We start from the raw sequence: 15,357 nt of genomic DNA, 5'->3' as shown, positions 1-15,357 counted from the left end.
CAAATTACTTTACTTTTGGAATGAATGAGGCGCATAATGTAGCGCGAGGAGGAGATCACATGGATCGATTTACTTATTGGAACCCAACGAAATTAATGTTTGGAAAGGGAGAAGTTTCAGCCCTTTCAGATGAACTCAAACACTACGGAAAAAACGTATTGCTCGTATATGGTGGAGGCAGTATTAAACGAAACGGCCTTTATGATCAAGTTGTCAGCATTTTAAAAGAATCAGGAGCTGCAATCACTGAACTTGCTGGGGTTGAGCCGAACCCGCGCTTAACAACGGTAAGAAAAGGGGTTGAGCTTTGCAAAGAGAACCAAGTTGATTTTATTTTGGCAGTCGGCGGCGGAAGTGTCATTGATGCAACGAAAGCGATCGCAGCTGGTGCGAAGTACGATGGAGATGCTTGGGATATCGTCACTCGAAAGCATGTCCCAATGGAAGCCATCCCATTCGGTACTGTTTTAACACTTGCCGCAACAGGCTCTGAAATGAACTCTGGATCCGTCATCACAAACTGGGAAACAAATGAGAAATATGGCTGGAGCAGTCCAGCAGTCTTCCCTAAATTCTCTATTCTTGATCCGGTAAACACATTCTCTGTTCCGAAAAATCATACGATTTATGGAATGGTCGACATGATGTCACACGTGTTTGAACAATATTTCCATCACACTGAAAATACACCTTATCAAGATCGTATGTGTGAAGGACTTCTACGTACCGTCATTGAAACGGCACCGAAGTTGATCAACGATCTAGAGAACTATGAGCTGCGTGAAACCATCTTATTCACTGGTACAATTGCGCTAAATGGAATGCTTTCAATGGGTGCACGTGGTGACTGGGCATCTCACAATATTGAGCATGCAGTATCTGCTGTCTATGATATTCCTCATGCAGGCGGACTTGCGATCTTGTTCCCGAACTGGATGAAGCATGTCATTCAAGAAAACCCAGCCCGCTTTAAGCAATTAGCGGTGCGCGTATTCGATGTGGACCCTAATGGCAAAACAGACGAAGAAGTAGGCTTAGACGGTATCGAAAAACTGTCTGCTTTCTGGACGAGCCTAGGTGCACCAAGCCGTTTAGCTGATTATGATATCAACGATGAGAAAATTGATTTAATTGCTGACCGTGCAATGGCACGCGGTGAATTTGGTCAATTTAAAAAGCTAAACAAAGAAGATGTCCTAGCCATTTTGAACGCTTCTTTATAATTGAACAACAAAAGATAGCTGCTTACGAGCAGTTATCTCAGCGTGTAGACAAACCCTCGCATTCGTTGTCAGTCCTGCGCGCTGGTGCTCACGAATGTCAAATTCGCTCCGCGCCAGTGCTCGTTCTTCCTAGACTGCAAAGGTTTTCTATCACGCTGAAAAGAAGACAAAGGACTAAAATAAACTTCATTTTAGCCCTTTGTCAACAATCTAAGATAGCTGCTTTCGAGCAGTTATCTTTTTTGAGTTCAACGTGTACATATGTTACAGTAGTCTTTCATGTTTTTGGATATATTCGTCGTAAGGAGATGTTGTAATAGATGGAGAACTTTATTTACTATAATCCAACGAAATTAATGTTTGGAAAAGGACAACTAGAAGGACTCAAAAGCGAACTCGCTCGTTATGGGAAACGAGTGTTACTTGTATATGGCGGAGGCAGCATTAAGAAAAATGGTCTTTATGACAATGTCATCAGCGCGTTAAATGAAGCAGAAGCTGAAGTATTTGAGCTGTCTGGCGTTGAACCGAACCCTCGCCTCACAACAGTGAAAAAGGGAATCGACATCTGCCAAAAGGAAAAAATGGATTTCTTATTAGCAGTTGGCGGCGGAAGTGTCATCGACTGTACAAAAGCGATTGCAGCTGGAGCAGAGTATGAAGGTGATGTTTGGGATATTATCTCAAAGAAAACAACCGCTCAAAAAGCATTGCCGTTTGGCACAGTGCTGACGCTTGCGGCGACAGGTTCAGAAATGAACCCAGACTCTGTGATCACAAACTGGGAAACGAATGAAAAATATGTGTGGGGCAGTTCAGTCACTCACCCTGCCTTTTCTATTCTAGACCCTGAGCATACGTATTCTGTGCCAGAAAACCAGACTGTTTATGGAATGGTCGATATGATGAGCCATGTCTTCGAGCAATACTTCCATAATGTAAAAAACACGCCTTTACAGGATCGGATGTGTTTTGCTGTTCTTCAAACGGTGATCGAGACAGCACCAAAACTGCTTGAAGACTTACAAAACTATGAGCATCGCGAAACCATTCTTTATGCAGGAACCATTGCTTTAAATGGTACGCTGCAAATGGGCTACTTTGGCGACTGGGCGTCTCATACGATTGAGCATGCTGTATCGGCTGTTTATGACATTCCGCATGCAGGTGGACTTGCGATCCTCTTCCCAAATTGGATGCGCCATACACTCGATCATAATGTGGAGCGTTTTAAACATCTCATGCTGAGCATGTTTGACATCGAGACAGAAGGAAAATCAGATCGTGACATCGCATTAGAAGGAATCGATAAGCTGTCAGCCTTCTGGACAAGCCTGGGTGCACCAAGCCGTTTAGCAGATTATGACATTGGTGAAGATCAACTAGACACAATTGCCGACATTGCGGCGAAAGAAATGGAATACGGTGGTTTTGGTAACTTTATGAAATTAAACCGTGATGACATTCTATCTATTTTGAAAGCCTCTTTGTAATTCGGATTGCCGCTTCTCTTCACGAGCAGCGGCTTTTTGCTGCACCAGTGACGATCACTTGATTTCAATAGCTAGTTCCGCTAAAGTGAAAGGGACAGAACTAACGTAATGGAGGGCTTACAAGCGATGACACATATTCAATTTGACTACTCGAAAGCGTTACCTTTCTTTCAAGAACATGAGCTTACATATTTAAAAGATTTTGTGAAGGTGGCCCATCATAATATTCATGAGCAAACGGGTGCAGGCAGTGATTATTTAGGCTGGGTTGACTTGCCTAAGCAATATGATCGCGAAGAATTTGCCCGTATTAAAAAAAGTGCAGAAAAGATTAAGTCTGATTCTGATGTTTTACTCGTTGTCGGAATCGGCGGCTCTTATCTTGGCGCACGTGCGGCGATTGAATTTTTGAACCATTCTTTCTATAACAGTTTACCAAAAGGCAAACGCAAGACACCGCAAATCATTTTCATTGGAAACAACATCAGTTCTTCTTATTTAACAGATGTGATGGATCTGCTGGAAGATGCAGATTTCTCCATTAACGTGATTTCAAAATCTGGAACAACAACAGAGCCAGCCATTGCGTTCCGCATCTTTAAAAAGCTCCTCATTGAGAAATATGGTGCTGAAGAAGCGAAAAAACGTATTTATGCGACAACTGACAAAGCGCGCGGGGCACTCAAAACATTAGCAAACGAAGAAGGCTATGAATCATTTATCATCCCTGATGATGTAGGTGGGCGTTATTCCGTTTTAACGGCAGTTGGTCTATTGCCAATCGCTGTGAGTGGAGCAGACATTGATCAAATGATGGAAGGTGCTGCGAAAGCAAGCGAAGACTTCGCTTCATCTGAGCTGTCAGAAAATGCGGCTTATCAATATGCTGTAGTCCGTAATGTCCTTTACAATAAAGGCAGAACAATTGAAATGCTGATTAACTATGAGCCAGGCCTACAATATTTCGCAGAATGGTGGAAGCAATTATTCGGCGAAAGTGAAGGGAAAGATGAAAAAGGGATCTATCCTTCATCTGCCAACTTCTCAACCGATCTTCATTCACTTGGTCAATATGTGCAAGAGGGAAGAAGAGACTTGTTTGAAACAATCGTGAATGTAGACAAGCCTCGACATGAGCTTGTGATTGAAGCAGAACAACAAGACCTTGATGGCTTAAACTATCTAGCAGGAAAAACGGTCGATTTCGTCAATAAAAAAGCATTTGAAGGGACAATGCTTGCCCATACTGATGGGAAAGTACCGAACCTGATTGTCACCATTCCTGAGATGGATGCTTATACATTCGGATATCTCGTGTACTTCTTCGAGAAAGCATGTGCGATGTCTGGTTATTTACTAGGCGTCAACCCATTCGATCAGCCTGGTGTAGAAGCTTATAAAGTGAATATGTTTGCTTTATTAGGAAAACCGGGCTTCGAAGAGAAAAAGGCAGAGCTTGAAAGCCGTCTAAAACAATCATAAGAACGACAAGGGACACCTTTTGATAAAGGTGTGCCTTTTTTGTTTTCTTATGGTTCATGTGCAAGCTTCCCCATGTTTTGTACATAGAATAATGAGTGGAGGAGAGTGAAGAATCGATGAGAACGAATCATATTTATATTCACGATATTTCTGGTCAGGCGATCGTCAACTTTGGCAATGTTGGACGCATTTGTCCGATGAGTGCTGTGAAGGATACAGAAGGTGCTGGCAGTGCGAATGAGACCAATCAATCTTTCAATCAAAGCTTATTCGATGCCGCTTTTACAAGCAATGTGCAAATGACGAAAGGAAGATGCATGAATTCCTCTCTTTAACGAACCCTAAGCAAAAAGGAGGGTTTCGTATGATTCATGTACCATCCAGGCTGACTGGTGAAAGCTTTTCACTATACCATTTGGAAGAAACCATGAAGCCGCTCGGCTACGTCATTAATGGCAATTGGGATTATGATCACGGGTATTTTGATTATAAAATTGATAACCGTGATGGCTATACCTTTCTCAGAGTTCCTTTTACAGCCGAGAAAGGACAGCTGGATCAGCCAGGTGTTGTGGTGAAAGTGGGACATCCATTTCTCTTAAAGCATGTATATCAAGACAAATTAGATGACCATGCGATGGTTGGAAATGTGGGAGCATCTTTTAACCAATTCCAAGAACCAAAAGAGAAAGATGGAGATGTGTCTAAAGCTTATACCGAAGTTGGCTTTTCACTCGTCAAGGAATTAGAAGATGGACTGCTTTAAAGGCTGATCAGCTCATCCTCTGGATGAAGCTCATATCCAAAGGGAGGATTCATCATGGGTCCTTCTTTTTTTTGTACGCCTACGATGATCACATGATGCTCTAGAAAGTGATGGAGCACTGTTAGGAACGTTTCTCCCGCTAATGAAGCTGGTACAGGAATGATGGTGACATGTTTATGCAGTGTCATATTTCGTTTTTTCTTTAACGTCATGAGCTGTTCCTTTAAAAGAAAATGTTCGACCATTAAATGATTCACAGCATCAGATGTATGGATGACTTGATTGGCTCCGGCACGCTCGGCATTTTTCACGTAACGATCTGTTAAGATCTCAATTAGGCAGTATAACGAAGGATTTAATCCTTTTGCTGCGAGCAATGTTAAGACACTCTGCATATCGGCTGTCACTTCATTTTCATGCTGATCTGCGGTAATCATGAGTGTATCTGCGCCTGTAATATTGGCTTTGCGAAGTGTGACATCTTCCGTACCATGTCCTTTAATAAAATGAACATTTTCTAAAAGAGGCCCTTCCTTCAAGGAGTCATCAATCAGTACAATCGGCATGGCTGGATCAATCGTTTGAAACGATTGAAGCAGTTTGTTGGTTTTCTCATTCCAGCCGACGATAATCAGGTGCCCTTTCCCCTTAAAAGTAACTTTCCCCTCTACATAATGGTGCTGCTTGCTGAACACAGCGGCAGCAAGCGTGGCGAAGTAAGCTGTGACAAAGCTTGCACCGATAAAAATCAGAGCCATACCAGCCACTTGTCCAGGCATGGTTTGCGGCACAAAATCACCGTATCCAACAGTAGAGATTGTAATGAGCGCCCACCAGATCCCATCAAAGATCGTATGGTACTGCTTTGGTTCAAGTAAGACGATTAATTGACCAAAAAAGAGAAGTATGAAACAAATGATGATGGCAATGCGAAGATAAAGAGGCCACCTTAGCCAAGCGATAAAGATACGGTTTGATTTCATCGGACTCTTCCTTTCAGGAGACTGCTAATGTCAGTATGCCCGATTGAGGAACATTTTTTCATCTTCGTCATGTATTGAAATAGATCCCATATCTTAAAATAAGAGAGGAGAAGGAGGGAATTCGAATGTCGTTCGTTCAAAAGACCGTACTTCTTTTTATCGGCGCACACTTTTTGTCATCTGCTGTGATCTTGCTTGTGTTTGACTTAAATGCTGTGAATCATTTCATGAATGATTTCTCGTGGCTGCGTTTTTTTCAAGACCTATACGGAACGGTGACCTTTTATACAGCATGCTTAGGTGTGTTCTTCTTTTTCATTGGCGCGGTCCTCCCCCTTAAAAAGACCTAGTGCTTTTTGCTGTACACGTTACATAAAAGTCATTAAAATTGTAAATAAATATATAAAATAAAAAGGAAGCTGATGAGCATGCTGTTTTTTTATTTTTTAACATTTGCCGCATTGGGATTGTCATTTTGGGCACAATTTAAAGTGAAGAATAATTTTGAAAAGTATTCAAAGGTCGAGGCAGCCAGTATGAAAACAGGCGCTGAAACCGCTCGATATATTTTAGATCGCAACGGGTTATACGACGTGCCTGTTGAACCGGTAAGAGGAACTTTGACTGATCATTACGACCCGACGCAGCGTGTGGTTCGTTTATCTGAACCAGTGTACTACGGCCATTCGATTTCGGCCATTTCAGTCGCATCACACGAGGTTGGACATGCCTTGCAGCATCAGGAATCTTATGGTGCGCTTGTCTTGAGACATAAGATCTTCCCTGTCGTGAACTTTGCATCTGGTGTTGCCCCGCTTTTATTTCTTGGTGGATTATTGCTCAGCAGCCTTAACTTAATCGGGCTTGGGATCATTTTGTTCTCAGCGGCTGTGTTCTTTCAGCTAGTCACATTGCCTGTCGAGTTTAATGCAAGTTCTCGTGCAAAAGATATCATTGTTTCAGAAGGAATCATTAGAAGCAGTGAAGAAAGAGGCGTGAACAAGGTATTAAATGCTGCAGCTCTAACGTACGTAGCAGCGGCTCTTGTCTCCCTGTTTGAATTGCTTCGTTTTGTAATGATCTTCCTAAATGGCCGTAATGATTAATTGACGCCAGAGGAGGTGAGCCCTTACCAATGTCAGGTAAGGGTTTTTTTGTACATTTTAAACGTATTTTTAGTCATATTACTCATTGCTGCGACAGCATTTTTTGTTGTCACTGAATTTGCGATTGTGAAAATTAGAGGCTCCAAAATCAATCAGCTGATCGAAAGCGGTGATAAGAGAGCCATCCATGTTCAAAAGCTCATTTCAAATCTCGACGAATATTTATCCGCTTGTCAGCTTGGGATTACCATCACAGCATTAGGCTTAGGGTGGTTAGGAGAGCCGACGGTGGAGCATTTCCTGCATCCGCTTTTTGAAAAATTAGAGCTTCATTCCGCATTGACAGACATCTTATCGTTTATCATCGCATTTGTGATCATTACGTTTTTACATGTCGTCGTTGGAGAACTGGCGCCTAAAACGATTGCCATTCAAAAGGCAGAGGCCGTCAGTCTTGTGACAGCAAAACCACTGATTTTTTTCTATAAAGTCATGTACCCGTTTATTAAAGCATTAAATGGGGCTGCGCGAGGCATTGTGAAATTATTTGGTTTTCATTCTGTCAAAGAACATGAAGTGGCGATTAGTGAGGAAGAATTGCGTCTCATTTTATCTGAAAGCTACGAGAAGGGCGAGATCAATCAATCTGAATACAAATATGTGAATAAAATATTTGAATTTGATAACCGAGTGGCGAGAGAGATCATGATTCCTCGCACAGAAATCTCAGCCATCGACATTGAGCAGACGCTTGAGGATATCACGCATTATATGCTGAATGAAAGGTACACACGCTATCCTGTCATCAAAGAAGACAAAGATCACGTGATTGGTGTCATCAACAGCAAAGATGTATTTAAAGCAAGCTTCCTGAATCAAGAGGTTTCCATTGAAGACTTAATGCGTCCGGTGATTCGGGTGATTGAAAGTACCCCTGTTCAAGAATTGCTTATTTTGATGCAAAAGAAACGGATCCATATGTCGATGCTTGTAGACGAATACGGCGGAACAGCGGGACTCGTCACAGTAGAAGACATATTAGAGGAAATTGTGGGAGAGATTCGGGACGAATATGACCAGGATGAGACTCCGCATATTGTCAAAAAAGGGGACTTCCACTATGTGATGGATGGGAAAGCCTTGATTGATGAAGTAAACGATTTATTGGATTTAGCCATTGAGAATGATGATGTCGATACGATTGCTGGCTGGATGATGACGCATAAATTCGATATTGAGATTGGAGATACGATTGAAGCAGAAGGCTGTGAATTTAAAATCTTAGAGGCAGAAGACCATCATATTCGTACCATTGAAATAAAAAAGATCCACTTTTTCTAAAAACCTCGGAGCTCTTGACGAGGTTTTTTTGGTTGGTAAACTTTAGGTGAGGGGATTGTCTGCCTATTGTCAGTGATTTGTTTCACATAAAAAGGGTATGGTTGTATAGAAATGATAAAAAGGAGCAGCTCATATGAAAAAAATCGATTTACAAACAGACAGACGCGATGACATGATAGACGTCACGCACGAAGTCCATCAATATGTCCGGGAAACAGGCATCCAAAACGGAACCGTCATTGTCTATTGTCCACATACGACAGCAGGGATCACTATTAATGAAAATGCGGACCCAGATGTCAAACGAGATATGCTGCGCCGGCTTGACGAAGTCTTTCCGTGGGAACATCCAAAGGATCGGCACATGGAAGGAAATACAGCAGCACACATGAAAGCTAGTTATATGGGCGCATCTCAGCATGTTCTCATCAATCACGGTGATCTTGTGCTTGGAACATGGCAGGGAATATATTTCTGTGAGTTTGACGGGCCAAGGCATCGGCATTTTTATGTTCAGGTGTCATCAAACAAGTGAGATGGGGGAAATAGATGGGGGAATTCACAGCGTTACTTCAAATCAAACATGGGATCATCCAAGCGCCAATGGCAGGAGGTGCCGTGACGCCGCAGCTTGCAGCAGCTGTTTCGCAGTATGGGGGGCTTGGCAGCTTAGCAAGTGGTTATGTGCAGCCTGAAAACATGAGACAGCAGATCAGACAGGTCAAACAGCTCACATCCAGTCCATTTCAGGTCAATGTCTTTGTGCCAGAGCCAATTCCAGATGTAAAAAAAGAGGATGTGGCATTTTGGAAAAAGCGGTTGCCTGTATTACCAAAAACGCATATGATGCCTAGCGAAGAGGAATTATGGGATGATTTTGAACAGAAAATCAACATTCTTCAAGAAGAAGATGTGCCAATCCTTTCATTTACATTCGCCTGTCCAGATGAACAAACGATTCATCGCTTAAAACAAAAGGGGATCTTTTTAATCGGAACGGCCACAACAAAAGAGGAAGCACTGCTTTTAGAGGAAAAAGGAATGGATGCCATTGTCCTGCAAGGAAGTGAAGCAGGGGGACACCGCGGCACCTTTTTACCTTCAAAAGGAGATGCCTTGCAGGGATTGATCAGTCTGATTTCTGACGTTAAACAGATATGTCATGTGCCTTTGATCGCCGCAGGGGGCATCACGGATCGAGCAGGTGTGAAAGCAGCCCTGGAGCTTGGAGCGGATGCCGTTCAAATCGGTACACGATTTTTAGCCAGTCAGGAAAGCGCTGCAGCGGAAGTGTACAAAAAGGCCATTTTACAGGCAGAAGGCAGTGAAACAAAGGTCACAAGGCTTTTTTCTGGGAAAAGAGCAAGAGGCATTGTGAATCAGTGGATGGAGGAAGAAAGGCCGCATGAAGATAAGGTTCTTCCCTATCCAGTACAGCATGGATGGACAACGCCTATGCGGAAAGCGGCAGCCGCTGCGGGAAACCCTGAGCAAATGGCTCTTTGGGCAGGACAGGGCGTTGGCCGCATTCATTCCATTTTAACCGTTGAAGACATCATACACGAACTCACGCAGACATAAATTCATGAGGGGGGGTGTGACAGACATTCGTACCGGAAAAAAGGACAAATCGAATTTGTATTTGATGATTTTCCGCACTCTCCTGCCGTCCTTACCCCCATTCGTCATTACTGAAATGGAGCCGCCACGACCCTCCGGTCACAAGAAACGATCTAGAAGAAATGGAGATCCTTGCGAACACGATGCTTGGCACGCTCCAAGATTATCGCAAACGCAAGGCATAAAAAGGCCCCTTGTCATAACCAATAGACAAGAGGCCTTTTTTAGCTGCCGAACATTTGCCTGAGATAAATGACATCCATCCGGGTGGTCTGCGGCAATAAATAAGCGGATTGAACAGCACCTGGCCGCCTTCTGTTATTTAATTTGTCGATCATTTCTGCTGCTGTTAAAATCCCAAGCCCATGCCCGTAATATTGATCTTCTCCTAAGTAAATGACATTTTCCCCGCGCCATTGTGACTGCTGATAGCTAAACTCTGGATTCTCGAAATATAAACAATCTCCGTAAATAAAATCATTTCCGCGCTCTGTATAAATCGACAATGTATCATAATGCCAGTCATACAGCGTTAAACTTCGAAGCCTTCGATTGAACTTCTCGTCTCCTACCGTTTGCAGGACCCCCATATAAAACACAATGACAATCGCCGTTGCACATTCAAATGCATATTTTGAGCCATTTTCAAAAATGTCTTTGATCCCTCTAGATGGTTCAACTTGATAGCGCAGTTCTAGTGCCCCTGCCTCTGATACACGCCAAAATGCGTCATTTGCACGAGACCTTTGAAAGATGGCAAATGAGGCACCACTTTTATTCAAATCTCTTGCGGCATTCATAATGTTCGATCTTAAGGTCACCTCAAATAACAAATCAGATGCTTGCCTATAGCGGAACGTATCATTTGATGCTTGTAACTGCATCAAAATGATTCGCTTTTGTCCCTCTAGCTGGAATGATGCCAGCTGCTCATTTGTCACTGGCTGTCCTGAAAGGATAATCATATGAAAAGCGCCCCCTTTTGTATTAGCGTATGCGCGATGCTTGGGCAAGGAATCAATTTGTGAAAATAAACAAAAATGCTTCCTTTTTATTTGAAAAACATGAAAATAATATGAAAATGTCCGATATAAAACATAACGTTTAAAAGGAGGAAAAACATGAAAAGTGCAATAAAATGGTTGAAAAAACCATCGATTTCAAAGAGACTGATTATTTCATTCACACTTGTTCTCGTCTTACCAATCATTACACTAAGTGCGATTTCATATCAGATTGCCAAACAAGAATTAGATCATGAAATCATGTACGGAGCGAATGCAAGAGTCAATGAGCTGAATGACATGATCGAGCAAAAGCTTTTGAACAAAGAATATGCGGTGAAACTCTTTACCGAAACGTCCACTGCAGACGACTTTAAGAAGAAAAACCAGCATGAACTTTATGAGCATTTTGAGATATACAGCAAAATCAATGAAGATGACGTAGTTGGTTTTTATGCAGCAAGTAAAAAGCGTGATTTCGTTCAGTATCCTAAAGTAGACATGCCAAAAGACTATGATCCAACAACACGCGATTGGTATCAACAAGCAATGCAGGATGAAAAAGGTGAACCTGTTGTCACCAATCCATACATCTCTGCTACAACAAATGGCATGGTTGTCACGGTCGCCCAGCGCCTGAAGGACGGGTCGGGAGCCATCGGGATCGATATCGATGTTCAGGACATTGTTGATAAAATAAAGAAAATTAAAATTGGACGAGAAGGCTATCCAATTATTGCAAATAGAAATAAACAAATTGTGGCTCATCCAGAAGAAAAATCAGGCTCTAAGGTCACAGGAAATATTTCATCTATCCTTTACAGCGGCAAAGAAGGAAATGCAACTTATGAGAATAAAGGAGAGCAAAAGCGTCTCGTTTTTGTCACGAATGATTTAACAGGTTGGAAAATTGCTGGAACGATGTTTGTATCAGAAACAGAAGAAGCAGCACTGCCAGTTTGGAATTCTGCCATTATTCTTTTAATTTCTTCATTTATCCTTGGCGGCATCGCAATCTTCTTCATCGTTCGCTCCATCACAATTGGGCTTAGAAAGCTGGTTGATTTCTCAAACAAAGTGAGTGAAGGCGATTTAACCGAAACCCTTGAAACCAAATCGAAGGATGAAATAGGGGATCTGACAAGAAGCTTTAGCAAGATGAGTGAATCCCTTCGCGAAGTCATCCGATCTGTACAACAATCTGTCGACAATGTGGCTTCTGCTTCAGAGGAGCTGACCGCAAGTGCCAGCCAAACGAGTCAAGCAACAGAGCATATCACGATGTCGATTGAACAATTTTCAAATGGAAATGAAGCGCAAAACGAGAAATTCGAATCTAGTACGAATCAGCTTGTGGCGATGAATGAAGGATTACAAGGCATGTCACATACCTCATCAGAAGTGGCTGCTGTCTCACTTCAATCGACAGAGGCTGCTGGTCAAGGCGGCCGCATTGTTGAAAGCACAGCCAACCAAATGAAACATATCGATACATCTGTAGAAGAAGCAGAACAAGTCATGAAAGAATTAGAATACAAATCTAAAGATATTACGAGTATTTTAAATGTGATTAACGGCATTGCGGATCAAACGAATTTACTTGCGCTTAATGCAGCAATCGAAGCAGCAAGAGCAGGTGAATCGGGGCGCGGCTTCTCCGTCGTTGCAGAGGAAGTGAGAAAACTAGCTGTCCAATCCGCAGATTCAGCGAAAGAAATTGAAAAGCTGATCCAAGAAATTGTGTTAGAAATTGCTAAATCTCAAGATATGTTCAAAACAGTCAATCGAGAAGTAAATGCAGGACTCGGCATGACAGAAGAGGCAAAAGAAAGCTTCCAGAACATTTATGAGGCGGCTGAAGGAATGTCGAAAAAACTTACCCAATTAAACGATACGGCGATTGACCTATCGAGCGGTTCAAAGCTTGTGTCACAAGCCATGCAGGAGATTCGTCAAGTCTCAAGGGAAAGCGGAGCGAACATTCAAGACATTGCTGCTTCTGCTGAACAGCAGCTGGCATCTATGGAAGAAATTACGTCCTCTTCTGTGACACTTGCAAATATGGCAGAGGAACTAAAAGAGTTAACAAGTCAATTTAAAATCAATTAAAAAACGATGAAAAAATATCCAGAATTGTCTGGGTATTTTTTTTATTTTTAAACGTCATTTCCAGTCTCTAAAAATATACCTTTTATCCGATAATAATTTTAGAGAAGTAAAGGGGGAAAGATAAAATGGGAAAAATGATCCAATGGTTCAAAAAACCATCCATTTCAAAAAAATTAATCATTGCCTTTTTGGTAGTCCTTATCCTACCAACCGTCGCACTGACAATTAGTGCGTTTTTCACATCAAAGACAGAGCTAGACAAACAGATTATGGGCAGTGCCATGAGTCAGGTCAATGCATTTGATACCTTAATCAATGAGAATATTGGAAACAAAGCAGATGCTGTGACACTGTTTACAGACTCGCTCAAAGCTTCTAATCTTCAAGAAAAAAATAGAAAGGCGACCATTAAAGAATTGCAGCAATATGGAAAAATTAATGAAAAAGATGTTTCTGCTATCTATGCAGGCTCTGAAAAGGGATTGTTCATGCAATACCCAGTTCAAAAGATGCCTGATGGCTACGATCCAAGAGAGCGACCATGGTATCAAGAGGCACTCAATGCAGAAAGTGGCAAACAAGTCATCACAAAACCATACGTAGCAGCATCCACAGGTAAAATGGTCATCACCATTGCTCAAAAAATGAAAGATGGTTCAGGGGTCATCGGGCTTGATATGGAAATTGACAGCCTGCTTCAAAAATTAAAAGAAATCAAAATTGGACAAAAAGGCTATGCCTTCATCATGGAAAAGGATAAAACCGTCCTAGCAGATCCAACCCAAAAGCCAGGAAGTCAAGTCAACGAAAATCTAGCGAATATTATTTTTAAAAACAAAGAAGGAAGCGGCAGCTACACACTCAAAGGAACAGATAAAAAGGTTGCGTATGTGACCAATGAATTAACTGGCTGGAAAATCGGTGGAACGATGCTCGTATCAGAAGTGGAAGATGCGGCAAAGCCAGTTTTCCATACAGCCATTATCGTGTTCAGTGTGACACTTATCGTAGCAGGAACCCTCATCTTCTTTATCGTCCGCTCTATATCAAAGAGATTATCCAACCTTGCCCGCTTCTCGAAAAAAGTCAGCAATGGTGATTTGCGTGATAAGCTTCAGATCCAATCAGATGACGAAATTGGACAAGTTGGTAAAGGCTTTAATACGATGATTGACTCATTAAGATCTCTCATTGGTGCCGTTCAAACCTCAGTTGAAAATGTCGCTTCTTCATCAGAAGAACTGACCGCCAGCGCAGGACAAACAAGTAAAGCAACAGAGCACATCACATTAGCCATTGAACAATTCTCCAGCGGAAATGAAAGCCAAAATGATAAAGTGGAATTGAGCTCAGACGAGTTAGAGGAAATGAACCGAGGCCTTCAGCACATGAATGAATCTGCTGAATCGATTACCGCTTCATCGATCAAATCAACAGATATCGCAGGGGAAGGCGGACAGCTTGTTGAAAAAACCGCTTCTCAAATGAATGTCATTGATCAGTCAGTGAAAAAAGCAGAGAATGTCATTAGCGCTCTGGAAAGTAAATCAAAAGACATTACACAAATTCTCGGTGTCATCAATGGAATCGCCGATCAAACGAATTTACTTGCACTAAATGCAGCGATCGAGGCAGCAAGAGCTGGGGAATCCGGTCGAGGCTTCTCCGTTGTAGCAGAGGAAGTAAGGAAACTTGCTGTTCAATCTGCCAATTCAGCGAAAGAAATAGAGAATTTGATCAAAGAAATCGTTCAAGACATCGATGTATCACAGGAAGTATTCACTGCGGTGAATCGAGAAGTTCAATCAGGCTTAAGCTTCACTGAACAAACGAGAGGAAGCTTCCACAATATTTTCGAAATGACAAAAGAAATTTCAGATCAGCTCCAAACGATGAATCAAACAGTTGTCCAGCTTTCAAAAGGCTCTGCACATGTTTCAGAGGCTGTCCGTGAGATCGCAGACGTATCACGTGAAAGCTCCGCAAATATTCAAGACATTGCCGCCTCAGCAGAAGAGCAACTGGCGTCAATGGAAGAAATCAGCTCGTCCTCTGCCACACTCTCTTCTATGGCAGAAGAATTGCGTAATTTGATTAGCAAATTTAAAGTCGAATAGACATGATGAAAAGAGCCTCCAGCTAGGAGGCTTAATTAAATAAATCAAAAGAAATAGGTGATTATGCTTATTATGATGTTTTTTGGAACATTAGACCTTGAAAATCAATTCGT

At 42.1% G+C, this 15,357-nt stretch carries 14 protein-coding genes and 3 pseudogenes; 15 read left to right on the top strand and 2 right to left on the bottom strand.

The genetic code is table 11. The features are described from left to right. The first annotated feature begins 59 nt into the window (after positions 1–59). The 5 genes from ACSLGF_RS04885 (at position 60) to ACSLGF_RS04865 (ending at position 4,964) form a co-directional block, all read left to right on the top strand. Complete coding sequence (locus tag ACSLGF_RS04885; protein WP_456003027.1) at positions 60–1,223, top strand: iron-containing alcohol dehydrogenase; 1,164 nt, start codon at positions 60–62, stop codon at positions 1,221–1,223. 320 nt (positions 1,224–1,543) lie between these two features. Beyond that, a complete protein-coding gene (locus ACSLGF_RS04880) occupies positions 1,544–2,716 on the top strand; it encodes an iron-containing alcohol dehydrogenase (protein ID WP_456003025.1) in 1,173 nt (390 codons plus the stop codon). Positions 2,717–2,842: 126 nt separating this feature from the next. Continuing rightward, entirely contained in the window at positions 2,843–4,198 is a 1,356-nt protein-coding gene (locus ACSLGF_RS04875; protein ID WP_456003023.1) for a glucose-6-phosphate isomerase, read from the top strand. Between the two features lie 116 nt (positions 4,199–4,314). After that, the gene (locus ACSLGF_RS04870) at positions 4,315–4,533 is read left to right on the top strand and encodes a spore germination protein (protein ID WP_456003021.1); all 219 of its coding nucleotides are present in this window, start codon (positions 4,315–4,317) and stop codon (positions 4,531–4,533) included. Between the two features lie 29 nt (positions 4,534–4,562). Continuing rightward, positions 4,563–4,964: a YugN-like family protein gene (locus ACSLGF_RS04865; RefSeq protein ID WP_456003019.1), complete on the top strand. Its 402-nt coding sequence runs from the start codon at positions 4,563–4,565 to the stop codon at positions 4,962–4,964. On the opposite strand, the gene ACSLGF_RS04860 is transcribed toward ACSLGF_RS04865, so the two are convergent. Then, on the bottom strand, positions 4,961–5,947 hold the full coding sequence (locus tag ACSLGF_RS04860; RefSeq protein ID WP_456003017.1) for a potassium channel family protein: 987 nt from the start codon (positions 5,945–5,947) through the stop codon (positions 4,961–4,963). The genes ACSLGF_RS04865 and ACSLGF_RS04860 overlap by 4 nt on opposite strands. A gap of 125 nt (positions 5,948–6,072) precedes the next feature. Between ACSLGF_RS04860 and ACSLGF_RS04855 the strand changes: the two genes are divergently transcribed. From ACSLGF_RS04855 to ACSLGF_RS04830, 6 genes and pseudogenes are all read left to right on the top strand, one after another. Beyond that, positions 6,073–6,297, top strand: a complete 225-nt coding sequence (locus ACSLGF_RS04855; protein ID WP_099727120.1) for a hypothetical protein — start codon at positions 6,073–6,075, stop codon at positions 6,295–6,297. Positions 6,298–6,378: 81 nt separating this feature from the next. Next, positions 6,379–7,053 (top strand): zinc metallopeptidase, encoded by a 675-nt coding sequence (locus tag ACSLGF_RS04850; protein ID WP_456003269.1) that lies wholly within the window; start codon positions 6,379–6,381, stop codon positions 7,051–7,053. A 48-nt stretch (positions 7,054–7,101) separates the two neighbouring features. Further along, positions 7,102–8,394, top strand: coding sequence for a hemolysin family protein (locus tag ACSLGF_RS04845; protein ID WP_456003015.1), 1,293 nt, complete (start codon positions 7,102–7,104; stop codon positions 8,392–8,394). Positions 8,395–8,527: 133 nt separating this feature from the next. Next, entirely contained in the window at positions 8,528–8,929 is a 402-nt protein-coding gene (locus ACSLGF_RS04840; RefSeq protein ID WP_456003013.1) for a secondary thiamine-phosphate synthase enzyme YjbQ, read from the top strand. 14 nt (positions 8,930–8,943) lie between these two features. Further along, on the top strand, positions 8,944–9,975 hold the full coding sequence (locus tag ACSLGF_RS04835) for a nitronate monooxygenase (protein ID WP_456003011.1): 1,032 nt from the start codon (positions 8,944–8,946) through the stop codon (positions 9,973–9,975). After that, positions 9,976–10,199: pseudogene (locus tag ACSLGF_RS04830) on the top strand (hypothetical protein). 39 nt (positions 10,200–10,238) lie between these two features. Here the strand turns inward: ACSLGF_RS04830 and ACSLGF_RS04825 are convergent. Then, positions 10,239–10,979, bottom strand: coding sequence for a protein-glutamine gamma-glutamyltransferase (locus tag ACSLGF_RS04825; RefSeq protein WP_456003010.1), 741 nt, complete (start codon positions 10,977–10,979; stop codon positions 10,239–10,241). A gap of 156 nt (positions 10,980–11,135) precedes the next feature. Here ACSLGF_RS04825 and ACSLGF_RS04820 point away from each other — a divergent pair. The 4 genes and pseudogenes from ACSLGF_RS04820 to ACSLGF_RS04805 form a co-directional block, all read left to right on the top strand. After that, positions 11,136–12,185, top strand: a pseudogene (locus ACSLGF_RS04820) (cache domain-containing protein); the annotation flags it as partial. Next, complete coding sequence (locus ACSLGF_RS04815; protein ID WP_456003267.1) at positions 12,177–13,127, top strand: methyl-accepting chemotaxis protein; 951 nt, start codon at positions 12,177–12,179, stop codon at positions 13,125–13,127. The pseudogene ACSLGF_RS04820 and the gene ACSLGF_RS04815, both read left to right, overlap by 9 nt. A 125-nt stretch (positions 13,128–13,252) precedes the next feature. Beyond that, positions 13,253–14,299: pseudogene (locus tag ACSLGF_RS04810) on the top strand (HAMP domain-containing protein); the annotation flags it as partial. Further along, positions 14,294–15,244, top strand: coding sequence for a methyl-accepting chemotaxis protein (locus ACSLGF_RS04805; RefSeq protein WP_456003265.1), 951 nt, complete (start codon positions 14,294–14,296; stop codon positions 15,242–15,244). The pseudogene ACSLGF_RS04810 and the gene ACSLGF_RS04805, both read left to right, overlap by 6 nt. Positions 15,245–15,357: the final 113 nt, after the last annotated feature.

The organism is Bacillus sp. A015, from assembly GCF_053851875.1.
This window is presented reverse-complemented; position numbering and strand designations above follow the sequence as displayed.